The sequence below is a fragment of the Streptomyces sp. NPDC055239 genome, assembly GCF_053606205.1.
In genome coordinates, this window is the sequence record NZ_JBSGRD010000007.1 from 237874 (window position 1) to 256965 (window position 19092).

Genomic DNA, 19092 nt, shown 5'->3' on the forward strand with positions numbered 1-19092 from the left:
TGAGCTTGATACGAAGACTGGGTTGGCGAATTCCAGTTCATCCTCCGAGGCGCAGTGGCGCAGTGGCGCAGTGGCGCAGAGGCACTGAGACGCATATGCGCTGAGACGCAGCGCCTCAGCTCCCTTCGGGCATCCCGGGACTCCCCGGTCCTCAGCCCTTGAGGCCGACCGTCGCGCACGCCGCCTTGAACTCGGCCGTGCAGATCTCCTCGGTCTTGTAGATGCCGTCCTTGATGACCGTGGACTTGATGGTGTCCCGCGTCATGGGGCGCACCGAGACCAGCAGGGAGGGGATGTTCTTCGTGGTGGCGTTCTCGGACTTGTCCCCGGCCAGCGCGTCGAACTCGACCATGCGTCCCTGAGCGATCCGGACAGCCATCTGCGCGGCGCCGACAGCCTCTTCCGGGTAGGGCTTGTAGACGCTCATGTACTGCTCGCCCGTGACGATCCGCTGCACGGCCGACAGCTCCGCGTCCTGTCCGGTGACCGGCGGCAGGTCGGTGAGCCCGGCGGCCTTGAGGGCCTTGATGGCGCCGCCCGCCATGCCGTCGTTGGCGGAGTAGACGGCGGCGATGTTGTCCTTGCCTATCGCGGTGATCGCCTCGGTCATGTGGGCGCCGGCTGTCTGCGGCTTCCAGCCCTGGGTGTCGTACGACTTGGCGATGACCACCTGGTTGCGGAGCTGGGAGAGCGCGCCTTCCTTGAAGACGGCGGCGTTCGGGTCGGTCGGTGAGCCGTTGATCATGACGATCTTGCTCTTCTTACGGTTTCCGCTGCCGAGCGCCCTCAGGATCGCCTGGCCCTGGACCTGGCCGACCAGTTCGTTGTCGAAGGCCACGTACCCGGAGACGGGGCCCTCGGCGAGCCGGTCGTAGGCGATGACGGGAATGTTCGCTTCCTTCGCCTTCTTGACCGCCGGTGCGATCTTCTTCGCGTCCACCGCGCTCACCAGGATCACGTCGACCTTGTCGGCGACCATCTGGCCGAGCTGGTCGCTCTGCTTGGCGGCGTCCTCGTCGGCGTTGGCGTAGACGAGCCTGCCCTTGCCGTTGGTGAGCTTCTTGACCTGCTTCTCGATGATGGGGTGGTCGAACTTCTCGTAGCGAGCCGTCTCCGCTTCGGGCAGGAGCAGACCGACGGTGACCGCGTCACCCTTCCTCGCGGTCTTGTTTCCGTCGTCGTCGGATCCCAGGAGGCTGCCGCATGCGGCAAGCGAGAGTGCCAGGGCGCTGACAGATACGGCGACGGTGGCTTCACGCGTACGGGTTCTCATTCGCCCACTTCCTCGATCGGACCGCTTTGTTGTGATCCGAGGTGGCTGAAAGCCAACCCTGGGGCGTTCCCGGCGTCAAGGAGTCAATACATAACAAGATTGCAATGGAATGTGCGTTTCAGTGTTGAACTGTCCTTCATTTACACGTGACAACAACGAAGCGCCCAAACGGAGGCCGGATACGGCCCGGACACGCCCGGAGGATCGTGCCGGGCTCCTGGAGTTCACCGACGAGGCGGCGGCGGAAGTCTGCGGACTGGGCGGAGTCGTGGCGGGGGCCGCGGACCATTCGGGATGGCCGATCTGAACGGGGGAGCGGAGCGCGTCGCCGAAGGCGATGAGGCGCTGCCCACCCCAATCCGGCCCGCCCGGGCCTTGTCCATCCAGGCCCTGCCCGCCGGGGAAGATCTCCGGGCCGGCCCAGTCCTCGTCGATGGTGCCCGGCAGCCAGCCAGCCAGCCAGCCGCGCGGTCGCGGTCCGGTGCTAGGTGACAGTGCTCTCGGGGTTCACGGGGGTTCATGGGGGTTCATGGGGGTTCATGCGCGGGGGTTCATGGGCTTCATGAAGGAGGCCCCGAAGCGCAGGTCACCGCCGAGCGGCAGACGGCGGGGCCCATGGCCACGGGGGAGCTGGCCGAGCGTATGAGCTGTGTCGCGCTGCGGGCGCCGCTCCCGGGGCTCCTCGCCGAGGTTTCGCCCCTCGCCGGCCTCGCGCAAAAGGAGCAGGAGGCCCTGCGTGGCCTGCTCCAGCGGGCCATTTCCCGCCCCGGGTGAGGCCAGAGGTCCACAAATTTCCGCAATGTGGTGCGGTCTCTCGGCCGGTCGGGCGAATGTGCGCAGCTTGCCCGTGCCGTGAAGCTGATCTCGTGCTACTGTTGATCGTAGTTGCAGTTGTGGTTCCCATAAGACTTCAAGTGCCTTTGGTGGATAAATTTCCGCCGGGCACTTTTGTATTTCCGGAAGAAGTTTTCCGGACGGGGCAATCAACGTGGCGACGCCGGGGTTCGCACAGTGCGGGTCCCGGGCTTGCCCCGAAGGAGATATTTAGTATGGCTACTGGCACCGTGAAGTGGTTCAACTCGGAAAAGGGCTTCGGCTTCATCGAGCAGGAGGGTGGCGGCCCCGACGTCTTCGCCCACTACTCGAACATCGCCACCCAGGGCTTCCGTGAGCTTCAGGAAGGCCAGAAGGTGAACTTCGATGTCACTCAGGGCCAGAAGGGCCCGCAGGCCGAGAACATCGTTCCTGCCTGACGCTGAAGCGTAAGACGACGCTGGTGCCCGCACCTCACGGTGCGGGCACCAGCTCGTTGCTGTTTACAGAAGTTTGTCTTTTATTCGGCTCGTGCTTGCAATTCGTTCGGTTGATGTCCGCCGAGAATTCCTCGATGCGTGCCATATCGAGGAAGGTTCTACGTGAACCGTTCAGCTCGCACGAACGACCGCTATTCCAATCCCCGTAACAGCGGTGGCCCCCGCGGTGCCAGCTCCCGCAACGGCGCCAACCCCCGCAACGCTGGCGGCCCCCGTCCCGGCAACCGCTCTGGCGGCCAGGGGCGTCGTCCCGCCGCTCCGCAGGGCGAGTTCGCGCTGCCGGTCACCATCACCCCGGGCCTCCCGGCGGCGGAGACCTTCGCCGAACTGGACATGCCCGCCCCACTGCTGACGACGCTCACTGGTCTCGGCGTGACCGAGCCGTTCCCGATCCAGGCGGCAACGCTGCCGAACGCCCTCGCGGGCCGGGATGTACTGGGCCGTGGCCGCACCGGATCCGGCAAGACCCTCGCCTTCGGGCTCCCGCTCCTCGTGCGCACCGCCGGTCAGCGCGCCGAGTCGAAGCGGCCCCTCGCCCTTGTCCTGGTCCCCACCCGGGAGCTCGCCCAGCAGGTCACCGAGGCGCTGACGCCGTACGCCCGTGCCCTGAAGCTGAAGCTCGCCACGGTGGTCGGCGGCATGTCGATCGGCCGGCAGGCCGGTGCGCTGCGGTCCGGGGCCGAGGTGCTCGTCGCGACGCCCGGGCGCCTGAAGGACCTCATCGAGCGCAAGGACTGCCGCCTGGACCGGGTGAGCATCACCGTTCTGGACGAGGCCGACCAGATGGCCGACATGGGCTTCATGCCCCAGGTCACCGAGCTGCTCGACCAGGTGCGCCCCGACGGCCAGCGGATGCTGTTCTCCGCCACGCTGGACCGCAACGTCGACCTCCTGGTCCGCAGCTACCTCCATGACCCCGTCGTCCACTCGGTCGACCCCTCCAAGGGCGCGGTCACCACGATGGAGCACCACGAACTGCACGTGCACGGCGCCGACAAGATGGCGACCGCCACCGAGATCGCGGCGCGCGAAGGCCGGGTGATCATGTTCCTGGACACCAAGCACGCCGTCGACCAGTTCACCAAGCACCTGATGGGCAGCGGCGTACGCGCGGCCGCGCTGCACGGCGGCAAGTCCCAGCCGCAGCGCACCCGCACGCTCGCCCAGTTCAAGACCGGCGCCGTGACGGTTCTGGTGGCCACGAACGTCGCGGCCCGCGGCATCCACGTCGACAACCTCGACCTGGTCGTGAACGTCGACCCGCCCATCGACCACAAGGACTACCTGCACCGGGGCGGCCGTACGGCCCGCGCCGGTGAGTCCGGCAGCGTCGTCACGCTGGTCACGCCGAACCAGCGCCGCGACATGAACCGGCTGATGTCCGCCGCCGGGATCCGGCCGCAGATCACTCAAGTCCGTTCCGGCGAGGCCGCGTTGAGCCGCATCACGGGCGCGAAGGCGCCTTCCGGTGTGCCGATCGCCGGCAGCACGCCCACGGAGCGCCCCAAGCAGCGCGGCGGCGCCCCCTTCCGGGGGATGGGTACGCGTCCGGGGCAGCCCGGTCGCTCCGGCGGCGGCTCTCGCAGGACTGCCGAATCCCGCGAGATGGCGGAGGCCCGTAAGGCCGCACGGGTGCGGCGAGCTGCCTGAGGAAAGTTCTTGACCTGTAGGTCAATAACAGTCTAGGCTCCTGATCATGGGAAGGCCGAAGCAGTTCGATCCGGACGCCGCCGTCGAGCGGGCCATGGACGTGTTCTGGCGGAAGGGATATGCCGCCACCACGCCCCAGGACCTCGTTGACGCGCTCGGTATCGGCAAGGGCAGTCTCTACAACACCTTCGGCAGCAAGCACGCGCTGTTCGAACGGGCGCTGTGCCGCTACCGCGACAGTCAGGCCGTGGCTCTCATCGAGATGCTCGAGGAGTCGGGGCCCGTGAAGGAACGGTTGCGCGCGGCGCTGTGGCTGCTCGTCGAGATGGACCTCGCCGACCCGGACCGGCGCGGCTGTATGGCGGTGAACACCGCGGCGGAGCTGGCCGGGACGGACGAGATGGCGACCGAGCTCGTCCGGCGCATGTTCGACCGCACCGAAGAAGCCTTCTCCGCGCTGGTGGAGAAGGGGCAGCGTGCGGGGGAGATCGCCTCCGGCCGTGACGCTCGCGCCGTCGGGAGCCTGTTGCTGACCACGGTCGTCGGGCTACGGCTGATGGGGCGGGTCGCGGAGGGTCCGGAGCGCCTTTCCAGGGTGATCGACGCGACGGTCGACTCCCTCTGATTTTCCCGCGCTGTCGCCACTGAGCGGCTTCTCGGCGGAATTGGCCGGTGGCTCGCCTCCTGACGTGTGCCCATATTTTGTACCTACAGGTCAAGAAGTGTTCTCTTGGAGGAGACGTAACAGCATGAAGCTCGACCTCATTGGCAAGACCGCCGTAGTCACCGGCGCCAGTCGCGGGATAGGCCTGGCCACCGTCAGGACGCTGGTGGACGAGGGGGTGCGCGTCGTGGGTGCGGCGCGCACCATCACCCCCGAACTCAAGGAGACGGGAGCCTTCGCGGTATCGGCCGACCTCGGTACTCCGGAGGGGGTGGGTGCGCTCATGGACGGCGCCTTCGCCGAGCTGGGTGGGATCGACCTGCTGGTGAACAACGTCGGCGGCGGTGACGCCGTGGAGCCGGTCGGCTTCCTCGACACCGACGACACGCAGTGGCAGGGCGTCTTCGACCTCAACCTGCTCAGTGCGGTCCGCGTCAGCCGCGCCGCGCTGCCCAGCCTCATCGAGCGCCGGGGTGCGATCGTCAACGTCTCGTCCATCAACTCCCGTCTGCCCGCGGCCGGTCCCGTCGCCTACAGCGCGGCCAAGGCGGCGCTCGCCTCGCTGGGCAAGTCCCTTGCCGAGGAGTTCGGGCCGCGGGGCGTACGGGTCAACACCGTCTCGCCGGGCGTGGTGCGCACTGCCATCTGGGAGGACCCCGACGGCTTCGGGGGCAAGGTCGCGGCCGGTTTCGGGGCCGAGCACGGGGCGTTCCTCGAGCAGATCCCGGAGGCGTTCGGCATCACCACCGGGCGGATCACCGAGCCCCGGGAGGTGGCATCGCTGATCACGTTCCTGCTCTCCGACGTGGCGGGCAACGTCGCCGGGGCGGACTACGTGATCGACGGGGGCACGGTCAAGACGGTCTGAGGGTGCGCCCTGATTCCTGCGTGGCTAGCTGATTTGCCTAAAGGTATTAGGTAAATGCATAATCAGTTATGCCGAAGGAGAGGAAGGGCATGGTTCGCGCAGGACTGACCACGGAGCGCCTGGCTCTGGCCGGGGCGGAGATGGCCGACGAGGTCGGCTTCGACCAGGTGACCGTCTCGGCGCTCGCCAGGCGCTTCGACGTCAAGGTCGCGAGTCTCTACTCGCATCTCAAGAACTCCCAGGACCTCAAGACGAGGATCGCTCTCCTCTCCCTGGAGGAACTGGCCGACCGGGGCGCCGCCGCACTGGCGGGGCGGGCCGGGAAGGACGCCCTGACCGCGCTCGCCAACGTCTACCGCGACTACGCCCGGGAGCACCCCGGGCGCTACGCCGCGGCTCAGCTGAGGCTCGACCCGGAGGCGGCGGCCGCCAGTGCCGGCGGCAGGCACGCACAGATGACGAGGGCGATCCTGCGCGGCTACGACCTGACGGAGCCCGACCAGACCCACGCGGTCCGGATGCTGGGCAGCGTCTTCCACGGCTACGTCAGCCTGGAGATGGCAGGGGGGTTCAGCCACAGCGAACCCGACTCGCAGGAGACGTGGTCACGCATCCTGGACGCCCTCGACGCCCTGCTGCGGAACTGGCCGCAGCCTTGACCAGGGGCCCGCGCCGGCCGAGTCGGCTCGCGGGCCGGACGAGTCGGCTCCCGCGCCGGCGGAGTCAGCTCCCGCGCGAGTGACGACGTACGACCGACTGGTCGGCGCTCCCGACGACAACTCAGAAACCTTGATCAGCAGGCGGAGACCATGGACAGCACCGAGCACGACTGGATCACCACACCCATCACCGAGGACATCCTGCGCGGCGCACTCGATCTGGAGCAGACCGCGCACGGCGTTCTGCCGCACCGGCTGCCCGCACGGGCCCGCGCCCAGTGCTCCGACGGACAGCTGGCCATGGCGGAGTCCCAGCCCTCAGGCGTACGCGTTGTCTTCCGCACCCGGGCCACCGCCGTCGAACTGGACACGCTGCCGACCAAGCGCGTCTACGTCGGCGCCCCGCCCAGGCCGGACGGCCTCTACGACCTGCTGGTCGACGGTCGCCTCGCCGGTCAGGCCACTGTGAGCGGCGGCAACACCCTGACCATCGACATGACCGCCGGAACCTTCGAGCGCGGGTCCGGCCCGGTAGGCACCCTGCGCTTCACCGAACTGTCCGACGGCGTCAAGGACATCGAGATCTGGCTGCCGCACAACGAGACCACCGAACTCGTCGCCCTGCGCACCGACGCGCCCATCGAGCCCGCGCCGGACAAGGGCCGCAAAGTGTGGCTGCACCACGGCAGTTCGATCAGCCACGGCTCCGACGCCGCGAGCCCCACCACCACCTGGCCGGCGCTCGCCGCCTCCCTCAGCGGTGTGGAGCTGATCAACCTCGGCCTGGGCGGTAGCGCCCTGCTCGACCCGTTCACGGCCCGCGCCATGAGGGACACCCCCGCCGACCTGCTCAGCATCAAGATCGGCATCAACGTGGTCAACGCCGACCTGATGCGTCTGCGCGCCTTCGGCCCCGCCGTCCACGGCTTCCTCGACACCATCCGAGAAGGGCACCCCACCACACCACTACTGGTCGTCTCGCCCGTTCTGTGTCCGATCCATGAGGACACGCCGGGCCCCAGCGCGCCGGACTTCAGCGCCCTCGGCGAGGGGCGGCTCGGGTTCGTCGCCATGGGCGACCCGGAGGAGATCAGGAGCGGGAAGCTGACCCTCGGCGTCATCCGTGAAGAACTGGCCCGGATCGTGGAGCAACGAGCGGCCGAGGACTCGCACCTCTACTACTTGGACGGCCGCGAGATGTACGGGGAGGCCGACTCCGCCGAGTTGCCGCTGCCCGACGGGATCCATCCCGACGCCGCCACCCACCGCCGTATGGGCGAACGCTTCGCCAAGCTGGCCTTCACGGCCGAGGGGCCCTTCGCGGGCCCGGGCGCCTGAGCCCGAGCGGGTGCGTCGGGAGTGGGCCCGTGACTCACGCGAAGTCCGCGCGCCCCTTGGCACCTCGGGCGAGCAGCCACCGCACGACGTCGTCGGCGTCCTGCGAGCGGGCGACGTCCAGAGGCGTCATGCGGTCGTAGCCGATCCAGTTCACGTCGGCCCCCTCCTGCATCAGACGCTGGGCGGTGGGGAGTTGGCCGCCCTGGCAGGCGCCCCAGAAGGCGCTGGTGATCTCGGACTCGGTGGGGGAGTCAGGATCGGCGAGATGGCCCTCGACCTGGTCGAACAGGCCAAGGGTGGCCGCGTCCTGCAGGTCCGCACGAGCGCCGTGCTCCAGGAGCCTGCGGGCAGCCCGCCACTGGCCGAAGCCACGCGCGTCGGACAGCGGGGTACCTCCGCCGATGACGGCGCCGGTCGCCTCGATGTCGGCGCCCGCGTCGAGGAGGGCGTCCAGCGCGGTGACGTCGTCATTGCTGGCGGCCCAGTGCAGAGGCGTCTCGGTGTGGGCGCCGACGAAGCGGGCGTCGGGGTCGGCACCGGCCGCGGCCAGGGTGGCGATGACCGCCTCGGTATGGGGGTGGTGGCCGGGCCAGTCGGTGGCGATGTGCAGAAGACTTCGTCGGCCCGCGGCGGGACCGTCCTGACTGATGTAGCCGGTGGCCAGCGCGGGGTGTTCGGCCAGGAGCTGACGCAGAGCGGGGACGTCGCCCTTCCGGATCGCCTCGGTCACCGAGAGGGCAAGCGGGTCCTGGGAGTCGAGGATGTCCATGCGGGGGAGGCCTCCTGCTCGATCGGTCTGGTCCAGACCTATTGACGGCAGGTCTGGACCACTTTACGGTGTGGCGCGTCGCACCACTTACGTCTCCAGGCACCACAGTCCAGGAGGTAAGCGTGTCATCCCGAACATCTCCCCACGCCCTCGCCCCGCGCGGTGCGCCGTCCCGTCTTCTGGCGGTCGGTCTGGCGATGGCCTTCGCCGTGCCGCTGCTCGTGGGCGCCGCGCCGAGCGGTGCATCGACGCAGCACCGCCAGGACATCCCCCAGGCCGTCGCACAGGTCGTCCCCGGCGCCCAGGGCGCCGAGGCCGAAACGTGCGCGGTCAAGTCGAAGCCCGCCGGAAAGGTGCTCCAGGGCTACTGGGAGAACTGGGACGGAGCCTCCAACGGCGTTCACCCGCCCTTCGGTTGGACCCCGATCACCGACACCCGCATGCGTGACCACGGCTACAACGTGATCAACGCGGCGTTCCCCGTCATCCGCTCCGACGGAACCGTCCTGTGGGAGGACGGAATGGACTCGACGGTCAAGGTCGCCACCCCGGCCGAGATGTGCCAGGCCAAGGCGGACGGTGCCACGATCCTCATGTCGATCGGCGGCGCCGCGGCGGGCATCGACCTCAGCTCGAGCAAGGTCGCCGACCGCTTCGTCGAGACCGTGGTGCCGATCCTGAAGAAGTACAACTTCGACGGCATAGACATCGACATCGAAACGGGCCTCGTCGGCAGCGGCAACATCAACCAACTCTCCGCCTCGCAGACCAACCTCGTACGCATCATCGACGGCGTCCTCGCCCGCATGCCCGCCAACTTCGGCCTGACGATGGCACCCGAGACGGCGTACGTCACCGGGGGCAGCGTGGTGTACGGCTCGATCTGGGGCGCGTACCTCCCCATAGTGAAGAAGTACGCGGACAACGGCCGCCTCTGGTGGCTGAACATGCAGTACTACAACGGCAGCATGTACGGCTGCTCCGGCGACTCCTACGCCGCCGGAACCGTCCAGGGCTTCGTAGCGCAGACGGACTGCCTCAACAAGGGCCTCGTAGTCCAGGGCACAACGATAAAGGTCCCCTACGACAAACAGGTCCCGGGCCTGCCCGCACAACCGGGCGCGGGCGGCGGCTACATGTCCCCGAGCCTGGTGACACAGGCGTGGAACCACTACAACGGCGCGTTGAAGGGCCTGATGACCTGGTCCATCAACTGGGACGGCTCGAAGGGCTGGACGTTCGGGAACAACGTGAAGGCGCTTCAGCAGCGTGGCCTGCCGAACTAAAACCACTTTCAGGTCAGTTGGGGCCGCACCCTTCACCGCTCATGCTTCTCGTAAGGCTGTCCGTCTTGCCCGGTATCCCTACTAGAGTCCCTGCGTAGACGGGCAAAGAGGGAAAACGTGACTGCTGTCGACGTTGGTCAGCTTGGGCAAGCGTGGGGCTGCGGGGGACCGATGGCTCAGGTCCGAGGTCCGGTTTCGTCAGATCCAGTTGTTGGCCGAGCCCTGCGAGTCGCACGTACCGGTTGGGCATGCTGACCTACGCCCGCCATGCGGCCACGATGGGCCGCCGCTTCGATCGTGACAAGTGCCACTGACAACCGTACGAGCTCAGTAGCCTCTGATCTGTCGCCGGCCGGCACTGCGTACGGGCGGATGCACGCGTCGGATGGGTGGGGCGTGTGCAGGATGTTCGAGGGCGAAGCGGTCTCGACGTCGCGCGCGTCGGCGCATGCGCAGCGGCGTCCGGACTTCGGCGACGGCGGAATAGGACCGCCGCCCAACGGCTACGCGCCCGGCGGCGACATCTGGATCCACACCGCCAAGGGCTCGCGCAAGCATGAACTCATCGAGAAGGCGGGCCGGTTCACGCTCATGGCGGACCGCCTCGAGCCGACCGCCCGTTACGTGTCCGTCGAGGCCCCGGTGATCTCCACGGTCCCCGCCACCCGCGCGCACCTGACCGAGATGACCTCGCGCTACCTTCCGCCCGATTGGGTCGACGGCTACATCGAGTTCGCCGAGGCGAACCATGGCGAAGGAGTCGTCATCACGATCCGCCCTGAGCACTGGATCTCCTCCGGCCTCGGCAACGTCTGGCAGGCCGCGGCCGCCTGAGCGGGTTGTCCGGGGACGAGCAAGGTCCCCGGACAATCGACGTCAGGCTCTAGATGAACCCAAGCTTCTTCGGGCTGTACGAAACAAGAAGGTCCTTTGGTCTCCTTGCGAGTCGTGCTCGGCATCGCAGCTGCTCTGGATCTTGTGTGACCGGCGGCGGGTTACGCCTCCGCGTGAGGCGGACATCGCTCCGGGAGAGAGCGCCGGCCTGTTCGTGGACGGGAGCGGGTGCCTGGAGGTCCTAGAGTGGGGGCGGTCTTGAAACAGCAAGGAAATGGGGATCAAGTGGTCGACATGACAGCCGCGGCGCGGAAGGTCTTCGAGCGGTACGACGTCGACGGGGACGGGCAGTTGACTGCCGAGGAGTACCGGCAGGTCGTCGTGGAGCTCGGCGACACGGGTATCACCGCGGAGGCCGCGCAAGACCTCATCGACACCATCGACAGCGACGGTGACCGGAAGGTCTCGTTCGACGAGTTCCGGGCCTCCATGGGGCTCTGAACGCGACGCCACCCCCTGTGCCCCCGGATCCGCTGATCCGGGGGCACAGGTACGTCTGCCTCAGCGGGCGCCGGGCGTGGTGGCCGTGTTGTCGATCCACGGCGGACGCCGGGTGTTTGGGAGGTGTGGAGCAGAGGGGCCAGACACTCCGTTCACGCTTGCCCACCATGCATCGCCCACGGTCCCGAATGCCTCGCTGGCTTGGGACGGCCTCGAAGCCGTCTGTCTGGACCTCGAGCTGCCACGGAACGCCGCCAGTACAACCTGCGTACGCCCAGCAGGCGGACCCGGGCGACCACCCCGACAGCGAGCGTCTCACCGCCGAGTTCTCCGCTGACCTAGGTGAGTCGCAGCAACCACCGCAAGCTCGCGCCGCACTGCGCAAAGTCGGTTTCCTCTTCGATAACTTCGGGTTGCTCATCGCACATTGGGTGGTGCCGGAGGAGCTTGTCATCGCCTTCTTCGGCCGGTCTCTTCAAGATGAGTTCTGGCCCATAATGTCGCCCTACATTCGTAACGAGGCCGAGCTCAGGGGGCAGGGCTTTATGGTCTTCTTCGCAGACCTCGTCGCCCGCGCCCGGTCGAGGTCGGTTTCCGACATCCGCGAGGCCCTGGGACTTCGGGCTGTCGACGCCCCCTAAAGGGTGCCTCGCAACTGACCTTTGGCATGAGGGTGCTTGTCGGGATTGGATCCTGAGGTCGAGTGCGGACGGCTGGTCCCGCTCGGCGCGGCATGCGTGCGGCGACTCGTTGCCGATGACGACGAGTCGTGCCTCGTGATGCAGGACATCGAAAGCAACGAGTTCTGTTTCGACTAAAGCATCCACCAAGCCAGCGCTGAGCCGAAGCGGCGCGAGTTCCGGTGCGGCTCTACATGGCGACCGGGGACGAGCAGGCCGCCACCGGCAACACCGAGCCCTGCCGGGCGGCTCTGCACAGGAACGGCGTAGACGCCCCGGTCGTCGATCGGGGCGATGTCGACTATCACGGATCCCGTCACTTGGGGTCCAATGCGGCAGCCACGTCGTCGATCGTGCGCTGGTTCGGTGAGCTGCGCCAGCGGTGACTGCAACGCCCCGGCCCCGCGGCCTCTGTCTCTTCGGCCAAGGGCCGGGGTGTCCGAGTGCTTGGAGGTCGTCGGCCGGTGGAAACGGGCTGCGGATCTCGTACACCTCGTCCGGTCGGGAGGGGGCCGCAGCCGGGCCTTGCAGTCGTTCAGATTGCCCGGCAGCGGCCGCCCGACCGCAACGACCAAGCAGGTCTTCGCAGCCACAGCCCGAAGGCCACACCCGGCCATGCCCTTTCACCGGTAACGCCTGGTGGGACCGGTGCGTGTTGAAGTCCGGCCCACGCGGAACGCTGTAGGCACGACCGGTCAGCGCCGGGGAGCAGGGGTCGGCGGTCGCCGCGTCGATGATTCGTCCGTGCATCCGTCCGCCGCCTCTTCATCCGCGGGTGCGTCTCGTGTCCGCCCGGTGGGCCCCCGCGTCACCCGGCCAGCGATGCCAGCACCGTGGCTGTCAGTGCCGAGCGTTCGGTCATGCCGGATACCGAGGTGTTTTCCGACCGGGCGTGGGCGCCTGAGCCGACCGCGCCGATGCCGTCGAGGACCGGTGTCCCCGCGGCGACCACGAAGTTGCCGTCGCTGGCGCCTCCGACGGACGTTTCGCGCAAGTCCTCGCCGAGCAACGCCGCGCACCTGCGGGCCAGTTCCGCGTACGCGGCGACTTGTGCGGTGCGCTCGAAGACGGGGCGGTTCCAGTCGCCGGTGACTTCCACGAGGGTCCGCGGGTCCACCGGGCGCAATGCGGCAAGGGCCTTGGTGACGCGCTCCTGCTCTGCCGCGGAGGCGACACGTACGTCGATGCGGCCCACGGCTCGTCCCGCGGTGACGTTGCTGCGGGTGCCGCCCTCCACCACACCCACGTTGAGGGACGTGCCGGCGTCGGCGTCGCGCAGGTCGGCCAAGTGCAGGATCTGATGCGCCAGTTCGTCGACCGCACTCGCCCCGACGGTCGGATCGAGTCCGGCATGGGCCTCCTTCCCTGTGACCGTGACGGTGAAAAGGCCCACTCCCTTGCGGGCCGTTTTGATCGCGCCGTCGGCGGCCGCCTCGAAGACCATGGCGAGCCTGCTTCCGCGGGACTCGTCGACGATGGCCTCGTGGGAGCAGAGGCTGCCGGTCTCCTCGTCGCCGTTCAGCATCAGGGTGCAGGACGGCCGGGGCAGGCCAAGCGCGTCGAGCGCGCGCAGTGCCCACACGGCCTGCACCAGACCGGCCTTCATGTCGAAGACACCCGGCCCGCTGATGTGGTCGCCGTCCCGTCGGAAGGGCCATGCGTCGAGGGTGCCGGTCGGCCAGACGGTGTCGTAGTGGCCGAGGAGCAGGACCGGCCGGGTGTCCTCGCAGGCCGTGCCACGGGCCGGGTAGCGGCGCACGAGGATGTCTCCGGCGCTCGCGCGGGGGAGTATCTCCTCGGTGGCCGGTGCGCCAAGACGCCGGTCGAGCCAGCCGCGTAGCCAGTCGAGGCAGGCGTCCAGTTCCTCGGGGTCGTCGCTGGCGCTTCCCTGGGAGGTGTACGCGGCCAGGTCGGCGACCATGTCCTCGCGGTGCTCGTCGAGCCAGCCCCGTACCGCCTCGGCCTGCTCCGCCTCCGGCAGACGCGCGTGTAGCGGGGGCTCGGCGAGGCGGTCGAGGTCCTCCAGGCGTGACTCCGACATCTGGTGCGGTGCGCCCTCCAGTTCGAGCAGACCGTCCATGACCGTGCGCAGGAGCGTGGTGGGAAGCCCCTCGTGGGCGGCATGGTCGAAGACGCCGGTGTAGTGGGTGGTGGCCTCCACGGGACGGTGACGTACGGCGAGGTCGCGCCAGATGCCGCTGCGCTCCTTCGTCTGCGTACGCAGCCACGAGGTCAGGCGGTCGAAGGCGGCATCGCGTTCGGCCGAGTCCTGACCCGGCCGCAGCGGGTGCGGATCGAAGGCGTCGAACGCCTCCAGGGTGACGCCGAGGCGGTCGGACACGGCGAAGATCTCCCCGGTCAGGCCGGTCATGGCGGCCCGGTGCCGGTCGATGAGGTCGGCCATGGGGGCGTCGGCGAGGGCGGTGGCGGCGAGCATCGCGCCGAATCCCGCCTTGGCCCACAGATAGCCCTCGACGTTGTCGCTGGCCAACGCCGGACCCCAGCTGTGCAGGTCGGACACGAGGGAGCGGACGCGGTCACTGACCGGGGCGCCTCCGGGCTCGCCGAGAACGAGCGCGCCCGCGCCGCCGTCCAGGATGACCCCCGGCTCGATGACGTCGGCGAAGATGTTGACGAACGCGGCGACGGTGCGGCGGGCGCCCACGTGTCGGGAGATGAGGTCCTCGTTGAAGCCGTTCTGGAGGGAGACCACATATCCGTCCGGTGCCAGACGGGGTGCGATCCAGGCTGCAGCCGTCGCTGTGGCCTGGGCCTTGACGGCCAGCAAGACCCGTCCGAGGCTTCCGTCGAACTCCTCCGGCGTGGTCGCGGCGACCGGCACACCGGTGCGAGTACCGCCGTGCTCGACGACGAGTCCGTCGGCGCGGATCGCCGCCACATGGGCCGGGTCGGTGTCGACGACGGTGACGGGGTGTCCTGCCCGCGCGAGGGCGAAGGCGAGCGTGCCGCCGATCGCGCCTGCGCCGACGACGGTGTAGGCGGCCCGCTGGGTGGAGGGGGCGGTCATGGGGTGGGTCCTTCCGTGGGGGCGACCGGTGTCGCGGGCAGTGAGGTGGCGGGGGTGTCGCCGGGCTGCCAGATACGGGGCAGGTGCAGTGCGCCCGTACTGGATCCGCCGTCCACGCGAAGGACCTCGCCGGTGATCCAGGAGGCGTCCGGGCCTGCGATCCAGCACACGGCGCGGGCGATGTCGTGCGGACTGCCGGGGCGGCCAAGTGGGTTGGCGCCGATCGCCGCCGCGTACTCGGCGGACACGGGGTTGCAGTCGCTGGCGACCTGGACGAAGCCGGGGCTGACGGCGTTCACGCGGATGCCGTGCGGGCCCAGTTCCAGGGCGGCGGCGCGAGTCGCCATCTCCAGGGCGGCCTTGGAACTGGCGTAGGGGCCTCCGCCGGGCCGGGACCGCAGCGCGGAACCGGAGGAGATGTTGACGACTGCGCCGGGCCGCCCGGCCGCCACGGCGAGGCGCGCGAACGCGGCGGTGGCGAGGACCGGGGCGCGCAGGTTGACGGCGAACAGCCGGTCCCAGGTGCGGGCGTTGATGTCCGCCATGTCCAGGGACGGGTAGACACCGGCCGCGTTGACCAGGACGTCGACGGGGCCTTGCTCCGCCCATGCCCTCTCGACCAGGGCGGAGGGCGCGTCCGGGTCGGTCAGGTCCGCCGCGTGCGTCGTCGTGTCACCGCCAAGGCGTGCTGCTGTCCGCTCAAGGGCCGTGGAATCCCGGTCGGCGAGGGTGAGCAGTGCACCCTGCGCGGCGAACTCCGCGGCGATCGCCGCGCCGATGCCGCCCGCGGCGCCGGTGACGATCACGTGAGTCGTCATCAGTCGAACTCCTTGTCCTTGGTCTCCGGCATCGTGAGGTAGACGACGAGGGAGATCAGTGCCGCGGCGGAGACGTAGATCCACAGCAGGTCGCTGTGGCCGCTCTCGTGCAGCCAGGTGGTGAGGTAGGGCGCGGTGCCGCCGAAGACCGCGACGGCCAGGGCATAGGGCAGGGCGATGCCGGTGGCGCGGACCTCCGGCGGGAACTGTTCGGCCATGATGACGGCGCAGTTGGCGGAGTAGCCGAGGATCAGCAGCATGCCGGTGAGCTGGACCAGGAACAGGCTGAGGAAGCTGCCGTCGAGCAGGTGCAGCAGGGGCCATGCCAGGACGACGAACCCGGCGGCGAAGCCCGCCATGGTCGGTTTGCGCCCGATCCGGTCCGAGAGCAGCCCCGCGAACGGCAGCGCGACGACGAAGACGATGAGACAGAGCGTCTGCGACAGGAGGGCGGTCTTCAGCGCGATGCCGGTGGTCAGATTCGCGTACGTGGGAAGGTAGTTGACCCAGATGTAGTAGGTCAGAGTGCCCGCGATGGTGATGCCGACGACGCGCAGCGTCGCCGCGGGATGCTCGACGAACATGGCCTTGACGGGGTTGGTACGGGTCCGGCCCGAGCCCTGGGCCTGGGTGAAGGACTCGGTGTCCGCCACGGAGACCCGCAGCCACAGACCGACCAGGCCGAGGAGTCCGCCGAAGACGAACGCGGCGCGCCAGCCCCAGGAGTGCACGGCGTCGTCGCTCAGCAACGAGGTGGTGAGGGTGCCAAGGAGGGAGGCGATGAGGACGCCGCCCGCTACCGACACCTGCTGCCAGGAGCCGGCGAACGCGCGCCTGCCCCGAGCGGCCGACTCCACGAGGAAGGCGGAGGAGGAACCGAACTCGCCGCCCGCGGAGAAGCCCTGCACGAGACGTGCGACGAGCAGGATGAGCGGTGAGAAGACGCCGATGGTGTCGTAGTTCGGGGTGATGGCGATGGCGAACCCGGCACCCGCCATCAGGGCGACGGTGATGGTCATGCCCTTCTTGCGGCCGTGGCGGTCGGCGTAGGCGCCGAGCACGGCGGCGCCCACCGGGCGCATCACGAAGCCGACGGCGAACACGGCGAGCGTGGACAGAAGGGCCACCGCCCCGTCGCCCTTGGGGAAGAACTCGTCGGCGATGACCTTGGCGAAGATGGAGTACAGGGCCCAGTCGACCCACTCGACGGTGTTGCCGATGGTGCCCGCGACGATGGCCTTGCGCTGGGCGCCGTTCAGTCTGCCGGGGGAGGGGGAGGGGGAATCGCCGTCCTGGGGCAGCGGACCTGCGGGTGCTGCGGATCCTGTGTTCATGGCGTGTGCTCCGGGGCGTCGGGGACGGAACGGGAGGTCGTCGGGCCGGTCAGCACGGCGCGGGCCGATTCGGCGAGCTGGGCGTGCGTGGCGAACCAGACATCGGAGTGCGCGGTGATGTGGTCGAGGAGTTCGCGCAGCGCCACCAGGCGTGAGCGGTGGCCGATGACGTGCGGGTGCAGGGTGAGTTGGAAGACGCCGCCGTCGCGGTAGGCGGCGTCGAACTCGTCGGCCCAGATCTCCATGACGTCGCGCGGACGGCTGTGCGGGCGGACGGATCCGTAGCGGTCCATCGTGAAGTAGGGGGCGTCGTCCCGGATCCAGTCCACGGGGATCTCGACCAGACCGGTGGGGTTTCCCTCGGCGACGATCTCGTACGGCTCGTCGTCGGCCATCAGCGAGGAGTCGTAGGCGAAGCCGAGTTCGAGCATGATGTCGAGGGTGGAGTCCGAGAAGTCCCAGGACGGTGTGCGGATTCCCACCGGCCGCTGCCCGGTCAGGGTCTCCAGGGTGTCCAGGGCGCGGGCGGTCAGCTCCCTCTCGTCAGCGCGGCCAAGGAGCATGTTCCGCTCGTGGATCCAGCCGTGGACGGCCAGTTCGTGTCCGTCGCCCGTGTACGCGCGCGCCTCCTCGGGGTGGAGCAGGGCGGAGACCGCCGGCATGAAGAACGTCGCGGGTACACGGTGGCGGGCGAGCAGGTCCAGGATCCGCGCCGCGCCGACGCGTGCCCCGTACTCGCCCTGGGCGAGTCGGCCGGGACTGGTCTCGCCGTCGCGCAGCGGGATCGTCTCGTGGTCGGAGTCGAAGGACAGGGCGACCGCGACCCGGGCGTCGCCGGGCCAGCGGTCGGGGACAAGGCGCCGTCCGGCGCGCACGGCGTCCACGTGGCCGCGCCAGGTCTGTTCGGTCCAGCGCCAGCTCTCCGCGGGCAGGCCGGAGTCGTCTGTGGGCATGGTGACTCCACGAGGGTCGGGGAAGGTACAGGGGAGAGAAGAGGGAAGTGCGCGAGGCCGTGAGCCGACGCGATGTGTGTCCGGGGGCCGGGAGCCCGCTCAGACGGGGCGGACCATCCGGTGCCAGGAGTACTTCATGGTGACGAGGTGCAGGGTCACGTCGGAGGCGAGGAGGCCGGGCAGTCTGCCGATGACGTCGCTGGTGTAGCGGTAGAGGTCGGCACGGCGAGGTAGCACCATGTGCCCGACGAGGTTGAAGCGCCCGGTCGCCGCGCCCAGAAACTTGGTTCCCGGATGCCGGGCGAGCTGCCGTCCCGCCGCGTCGAGCCGGTCGGGCTCGATCGAGAGCCAGACCATGAACTCCGCGTCGTATCCGAGCAACGAGGGATCGGCCAGGGTGCGGAACTGCAGGACGCCGCGTGAGATGAGCCGGTCCATGGCCCGCGCGACGCCGGACTCGGTGTGGCCAAGGCGCCGGGCCAGCGCGCTGACCTGGGTACGGCCGTCTTCCTTGAGCGCCGCGACGAGATCCTGCTCCAGGGGCATGAGTGCTTGTGGCGTCATGTCCCAGTCCTCCCGGTCGCACGAGGACGCCAGGGATGCGGGCCGCAGGTCGGCCGCCGCCTCGGCGGACAGCAGCCCGGTGTCCCACATGGACGCCGAGACGAAGGCGCGGATGACAGGTACGGCCTCGGTGCTGGTGATGAGGTCGGCCGCGGGCAGATCGGTGAAGAGAATCCGCATCATCTCCTCGTTGTCGCGGGCGACGAAGTCGACGATCAGATCGGCGGCGCCGGTGACCACGGCCACGAAGCGGACGTCCGGACTCTCGGTGAGCCGGTCGGCGGCGGCCAGGCCCTGGCCCGGCCGGGCCTGGACCCGGACGAGCATGGAGGAGCCCTCCCGCGTCCGGTCCAGCTCCAGGGTGCCGACGACCCGAAGCAGCCCCCGCTCACGCAAGGAGCGGTAGCGCCGCTGGGCGGTCGTCTCGCTGGCACCCACCCAGCGCGCCACAGCGCTCCACGGGGCACGACCGTTGAGCTGGAGCGCGGCGATGATGCGCTGGTCCAGCTCGTCGATGGTGTCCGTGGGGGCTGTGTGCGTCATGGTGGCGAAGGTATCGA

18 protein-coding genes and 1 pseudogene are annotated in these 19092 nt (G+C 69.0%); 12 read left to right on the top strand and 7 right to left on the bottom strand.

Features of this window, described 5'->3' with window-relative positions; translation table 11 throughout:
• Positions 1-151 precede the first annotated feature (151 nt).
• A complete protein-coding gene (locus ACWFRJ_RS23605) occupies positions 152-1273 on the bottom strand; it encodes a sugar ABC transporter substrate-binding protein (protein WP_453534179.1) in 1122 nt (373 codons plus the stop codon).
• Positions 1274-1888: 615 nt separating this feature from the next.
• Here ACWFRJ_RS23605 and ACWFRJ_RS23610 point away from each other — a divergent pair.
• From ACWFRJ_RS23610 to ACWFRJ_RS23640, 7 genes are all read left to right on the top strand, one after another.
• On the top strand, positions 1889-2047 hold the full coding sequence (locus ACWFRJ_RS23610) for a hypothetical protein (RefSeq protein ID WP_453534182.1): 159 nt from the start codon (positions 1889-1891) through the stop codon (positions 2045-2047).
• A gap of 275 nt (positions 2048-2322) precedes the next feature.
• A complete protein-coding gene (locus ACWFRJ_RS23615) occupies positions 2323-2526 on the top strand; it encodes a cold-shock protein (protein ID WP_100598391.1) in 204 nt (67 codons plus the stop codon).
• Between the two features lie 162 nt (positions 2527-2688).
• Positions 2689-4236 (top strand): DEAD/DEAH box helicase, encoded by a 1548-nt coding sequence (locus ACWFRJ_RS23620; RefSeq protein WP_453534185.1) that lies wholly within the window; start codon positions 2689-2691, stop codon positions 4234-4236.
• A 46-nt stretch (positions 4237-4282) separates the two neighbouring features.
• Positions 4283-4861, top strand: a complete 579-nt coding sequence (locus ACWFRJ_RS23625) for a TetR/AcrR family transcriptional regulator (protein ID WP_453534188.1) — start codon at positions 4283-4285, stop codon at positions 4859-4861.
• A 124-nt stretch (positions 4862-4985) separates the two neighbouring features.
• Positions 4986-5768, top strand: a complete 783-nt coding sequence (locus ACWFRJ_RS23630; RefSeq protein WP_453534191.1) for an oxidoreductase — start codon at positions 4986-4988, stop codon at positions 5766-5768.
• A gap of 89 nt (positions 5769-5857) precedes the next feature.
• The gene (locus ACWFRJ_RS23635; protein ID WP_453534194.1) at positions 5858-6427 is read left to right on the top strand and encodes a TetR/AcrR family transcriptional regulator; all 570 of its coding nucleotides are present in this window, start codon (positions 5858-5860) and stop codon (positions 6425-6427) included.
• A 150-nt stretch (positions 6428-6577) separates the two neighbouring features.
• Complete coding sequence (locus ACWFRJ_RS23640; protein WP_453534197.1) at positions 6578-7765, top strand: GDSL-type esterase/lipase family protein; 1188 nt, start codon at positions 6578-6580, stop codon at positions 7763-7765.
• A 34-nt stretch (positions 7766-7799) separates the two neighbouring features.
• Here the strand turns inward: ACWFRJ_RS23640 and ACWFRJ_RS23645 are convergent, their stop codons facing one another.
• Positions 7800-8534, bottom strand: a complete 735-nt coding sequence (locus ACWFRJ_RS23645; protein WP_453534199.1) for an ankyrin repeat domain-containing protein — start codon at positions 8532-8534, stop codon at positions 7800-7802.
• Positions 8535-8731: 197 nt separating this feature from the next.
• Here ACWFRJ_RS23645 and ACWFRJ_RS23650 point away from each other — a divergent pair, with 197 nt between their 5' ends.
• The 5 genes and pseudogenes from ACWFRJ_RS23650 (at position 8732) to ACWFRJ_RS23670 (ending at position 12221) form a co-directional block, all read left to right on the top strand.
• Positions 8732-9820 carry a chitinase gene (locus tag ACWFRJ_RS23650; protein ID WP_453534638.1) on the top strand — a complete coding sequence of 363 codons (1089 nt, stop codon included), beginning with the start codon at positions 8732-8734 and terminating at the stop codon, positions 9818-9820.
• A gap of 405 nt (positions 9821-10225) precedes the next feature.
• Positions 10226-10654: a pyridoxamine 5'-phosphate oxidase family protein gene (locus ACWFRJ_RS23655; RefSeq protein WP_453534202.1), complete on the top strand. Its 429-nt coding sequence runs from the start codon at positions 10226-10228 to the stop codon at positions 10652-10654.
• A gap of 294 nt (positions 10655-10948) precedes the next feature.
• The gene (locus ACWFRJ_RS23660) at positions 10949-11155 is read left to right on the top strand and encodes an EF-hand domain-containing protein (RefSeq protein ID WP_383264214.1); all 207 of its coding nucleotides are present in this window, start codon (positions 10949-10951) and stop codon (positions 11153-11155) included.
• 695 nt (positions 11156-11850) lie between these two features.
• Positions 11851-11973, top strand: a pseudogene (locus ACWFRJ_RS23665) (VOC family protein); the annotation flags it as partial.
• A gap of 56 nt (positions 11974-12029) precedes the next feature.
• The gene (locus ACWFRJ_RS23670) at positions 12030-12221 is read left to right on the top strand and encodes a hypothetical protein (RefSeq protein WP_453534205.1); all 192 of its coding nucleotides are present in this window, start codon (positions 12030-12032) and stop codon (positions 12219-12221) included.
• A gap of 422 nt (positions 12222-12643) precedes the next feature.
• Here the strand turns inward: ACWFRJ_RS23670 and ACWFRJ_RS23675 are convergent, their stop codons facing one another.
• The 5 genes from ACWFRJ_RS23675 to ACWFRJ_RS23695 form a co-directional block, all read right to left on the bottom strand.
• The gene (locus ACWFRJ_RS23675; RefSeq protein WP_453534208.1) at positions 12644-14863 is read right to left on the bottom strand and encodes a M20/M25/M40 family metallo-hydrolase; all 2220 of its coding nucleotides are present in this window, start codon (positions 14861-14863) and stop codon (positions 12644-12646) included.
• Positions 14860-15681 carry an SDR family NAD(P)-dependent oxidoreductase gene (locus ACWFRJ_RS23680; protein ID WP_453534211.1) on the bottom strand — a complete coding sequence of 274 codons (822 nt, stop codon included), beginning with the start codon at positions 15679-15681 and terminating at the stop codon, positions 14860-14862. The genes ACWFRJ_RS23675 and ACWFRJ_RS23680 overlap by 4 nt, the downstream gene beginning before the upstream one ends.
• Positions 15681-17015, bottom strand: coding sequence for an MFS transporter (locus ACWFRJ_RS23685; RefSeq protein ID WP_453534214.1), 1335 nt, complete (start codon positions 17013-17015; stop codon positions 15681-15683). The genes ACWFRJ_RS23680 and ACWFRJ_RS23685 overlap by 1 nt, the downstream gene beginning before the upstream one ends.
• Positions 17012-17968, bottom strand: a complete 957-nt coding sequence (locus tag ACWFRJ_RS23690; RefSeq protein ID WP_453534217.1) for a polysaccharide deacetylase family protein — start codon at positions 17966-17968, stop codon at positions 17012-17014. Before ACWFRJ_RS23690 ends, ACWFRJ_RS23685 begins: the two co-directional genes overlap by 4 nt.
• Before the next feature lie 99 nt (positions 17969-18067).
• The gene (locus ACWFRJ_RS23695) at positions 18068-19075 is read right to left on the bottom strand and encodes an Lrp/AsnC family transcriptional regulator (protein WP_453534220.1); all 1008 of its coding nucleotides are present in this window, start codon (positions 19073-19075) and stop codon (positions 18068-18070) included.
• Positions 19076-19092 lie beyond the last annotated feature (17 nt).

Bases quoted from the DNA above. Each gene is read 5' to 3' on its own strand.
- ACWFRJ_RS23605 (WP_453534179.1), bottom strand. From the start codon at position 1,273: ATGAGAACCCGTACGCGTGAAGCCACCGTCGCCGTATCTGTCAGCGCC.
- ACWFRJ_RS23610 (WP_453534182.1), top strand. From the start codon at position 1,889: ATGGCCACGGGGGAGCTGGCCGAGCGTATGAGCTGTGTCGCGCTGCGG.
- ACWFRJ_RS23615 (WP_100598391.1), top strand. From the start codon at position 2,323: ATGGCTACTGGCACCGTGAAGTGGTTCAACTCGGAAAAGGGCTTCGGC.
- ACWFRJ_RS23625 (WP_453534188.1), top strand. From the start codon at position 4,283: ATGGGAAGGCCGAAGCAGTTCGATCCGGACGCCGCCGTCGAGCGGGCC.
- ACWFRJ_RS23630 (WP_453534191.1), top strand. From the start codon at position 4,986: ATGAAGCTCGACCTCATTGGCAAGACCGCCGTAGTCACCGGCGCCAGT.
- ACWFRJ_RS23635 (WP_453534194.1), top strand. From the start codon at position 5,858: ATGGTTCGCGCAGGACTGACCACGGAGCGCCTGGCTCTGGCCGGGGCG.
- ACWFRJ_RS23640 (WP_453534197.1), top strand. From the start codon at position 6,578: ATGGACAGCACCGAGCACGACTGGATCACCACACCCATCACCGAGGAC.
- ACWFRJ_RS23645 (WP_453534199.1), bottom strand. From the start codon at position 8,534: ATGGACATCCTCGACTCCCAGGACCCGCTTGCCCTCTCGGTGACCGAG.
- ACWFRJ_RS23650 (WP_453534638.1), top strand. From the start codon at position 8,732: ATGGCCTTCGCCGTGCCGCTGCTCGTGGGCGCCGCGCCGAGCGGTGCA.
- ACWFRJ_RS23655 (WP_453534202.1), top strand. From the start codon at position 10,226: ATGTTCGAGGGCGAAGCGGTCTCGACGTCGCGCGCGTCGGCGCATGCG.
- ACWFRJ_RS23660 (WP_383264214.1), top strand. From the start codon at position 10,949: ATGACAGCCGCGGCGCGGAAGGTCTTCGAGCGGTACGACGTCGACGGG.
- ACWFRJ_RS23670 (WP_453534205.1), top strand. From the start codon at position 12,030: ATGGCGACCGGGGACGAGCAGGCCGCCACCGGCAACACCGAGCCCTGC.
- ACWFRJ_RS23675 (WP_453534208.1), bottom strand. From the start codon at position 14,863: ATGACCGCCCCCTCCACCCAGCGGGCCGCCTACACCGTCGTCGGCGCA.
- ACWFRJ_RS23680 (WP_453534211.1), bottom strand. From the start codon at position 15,681: ATGACGACTCACGTGATCGTCACCGGCGCCGCGGGCGGCATCGGCGCG.
- ACWFRJ_RS23685 (WP_453534214.1), bottom strand. From the start codon at position 17,015: ATGAACACAGGATCCGCAGCACCCGCAGGTCCGCTGCCCCAGGACGGC.
- ACWFRJ_RS23690 (WP_453534217.1), bottom strand. From the start codon at position 17,968: ATGCCCACAGACGACTCCGGCCTGCCCGCGGAGAGCTGGCGCTGGACC.
- ACWFRJ_RS23695 (WP_453534220.1), bottom strand. From the start codon at position 19,075: ATGACGCACACAGCCCCCACGGACACCATCGACGAGCTGGACCAGCGC.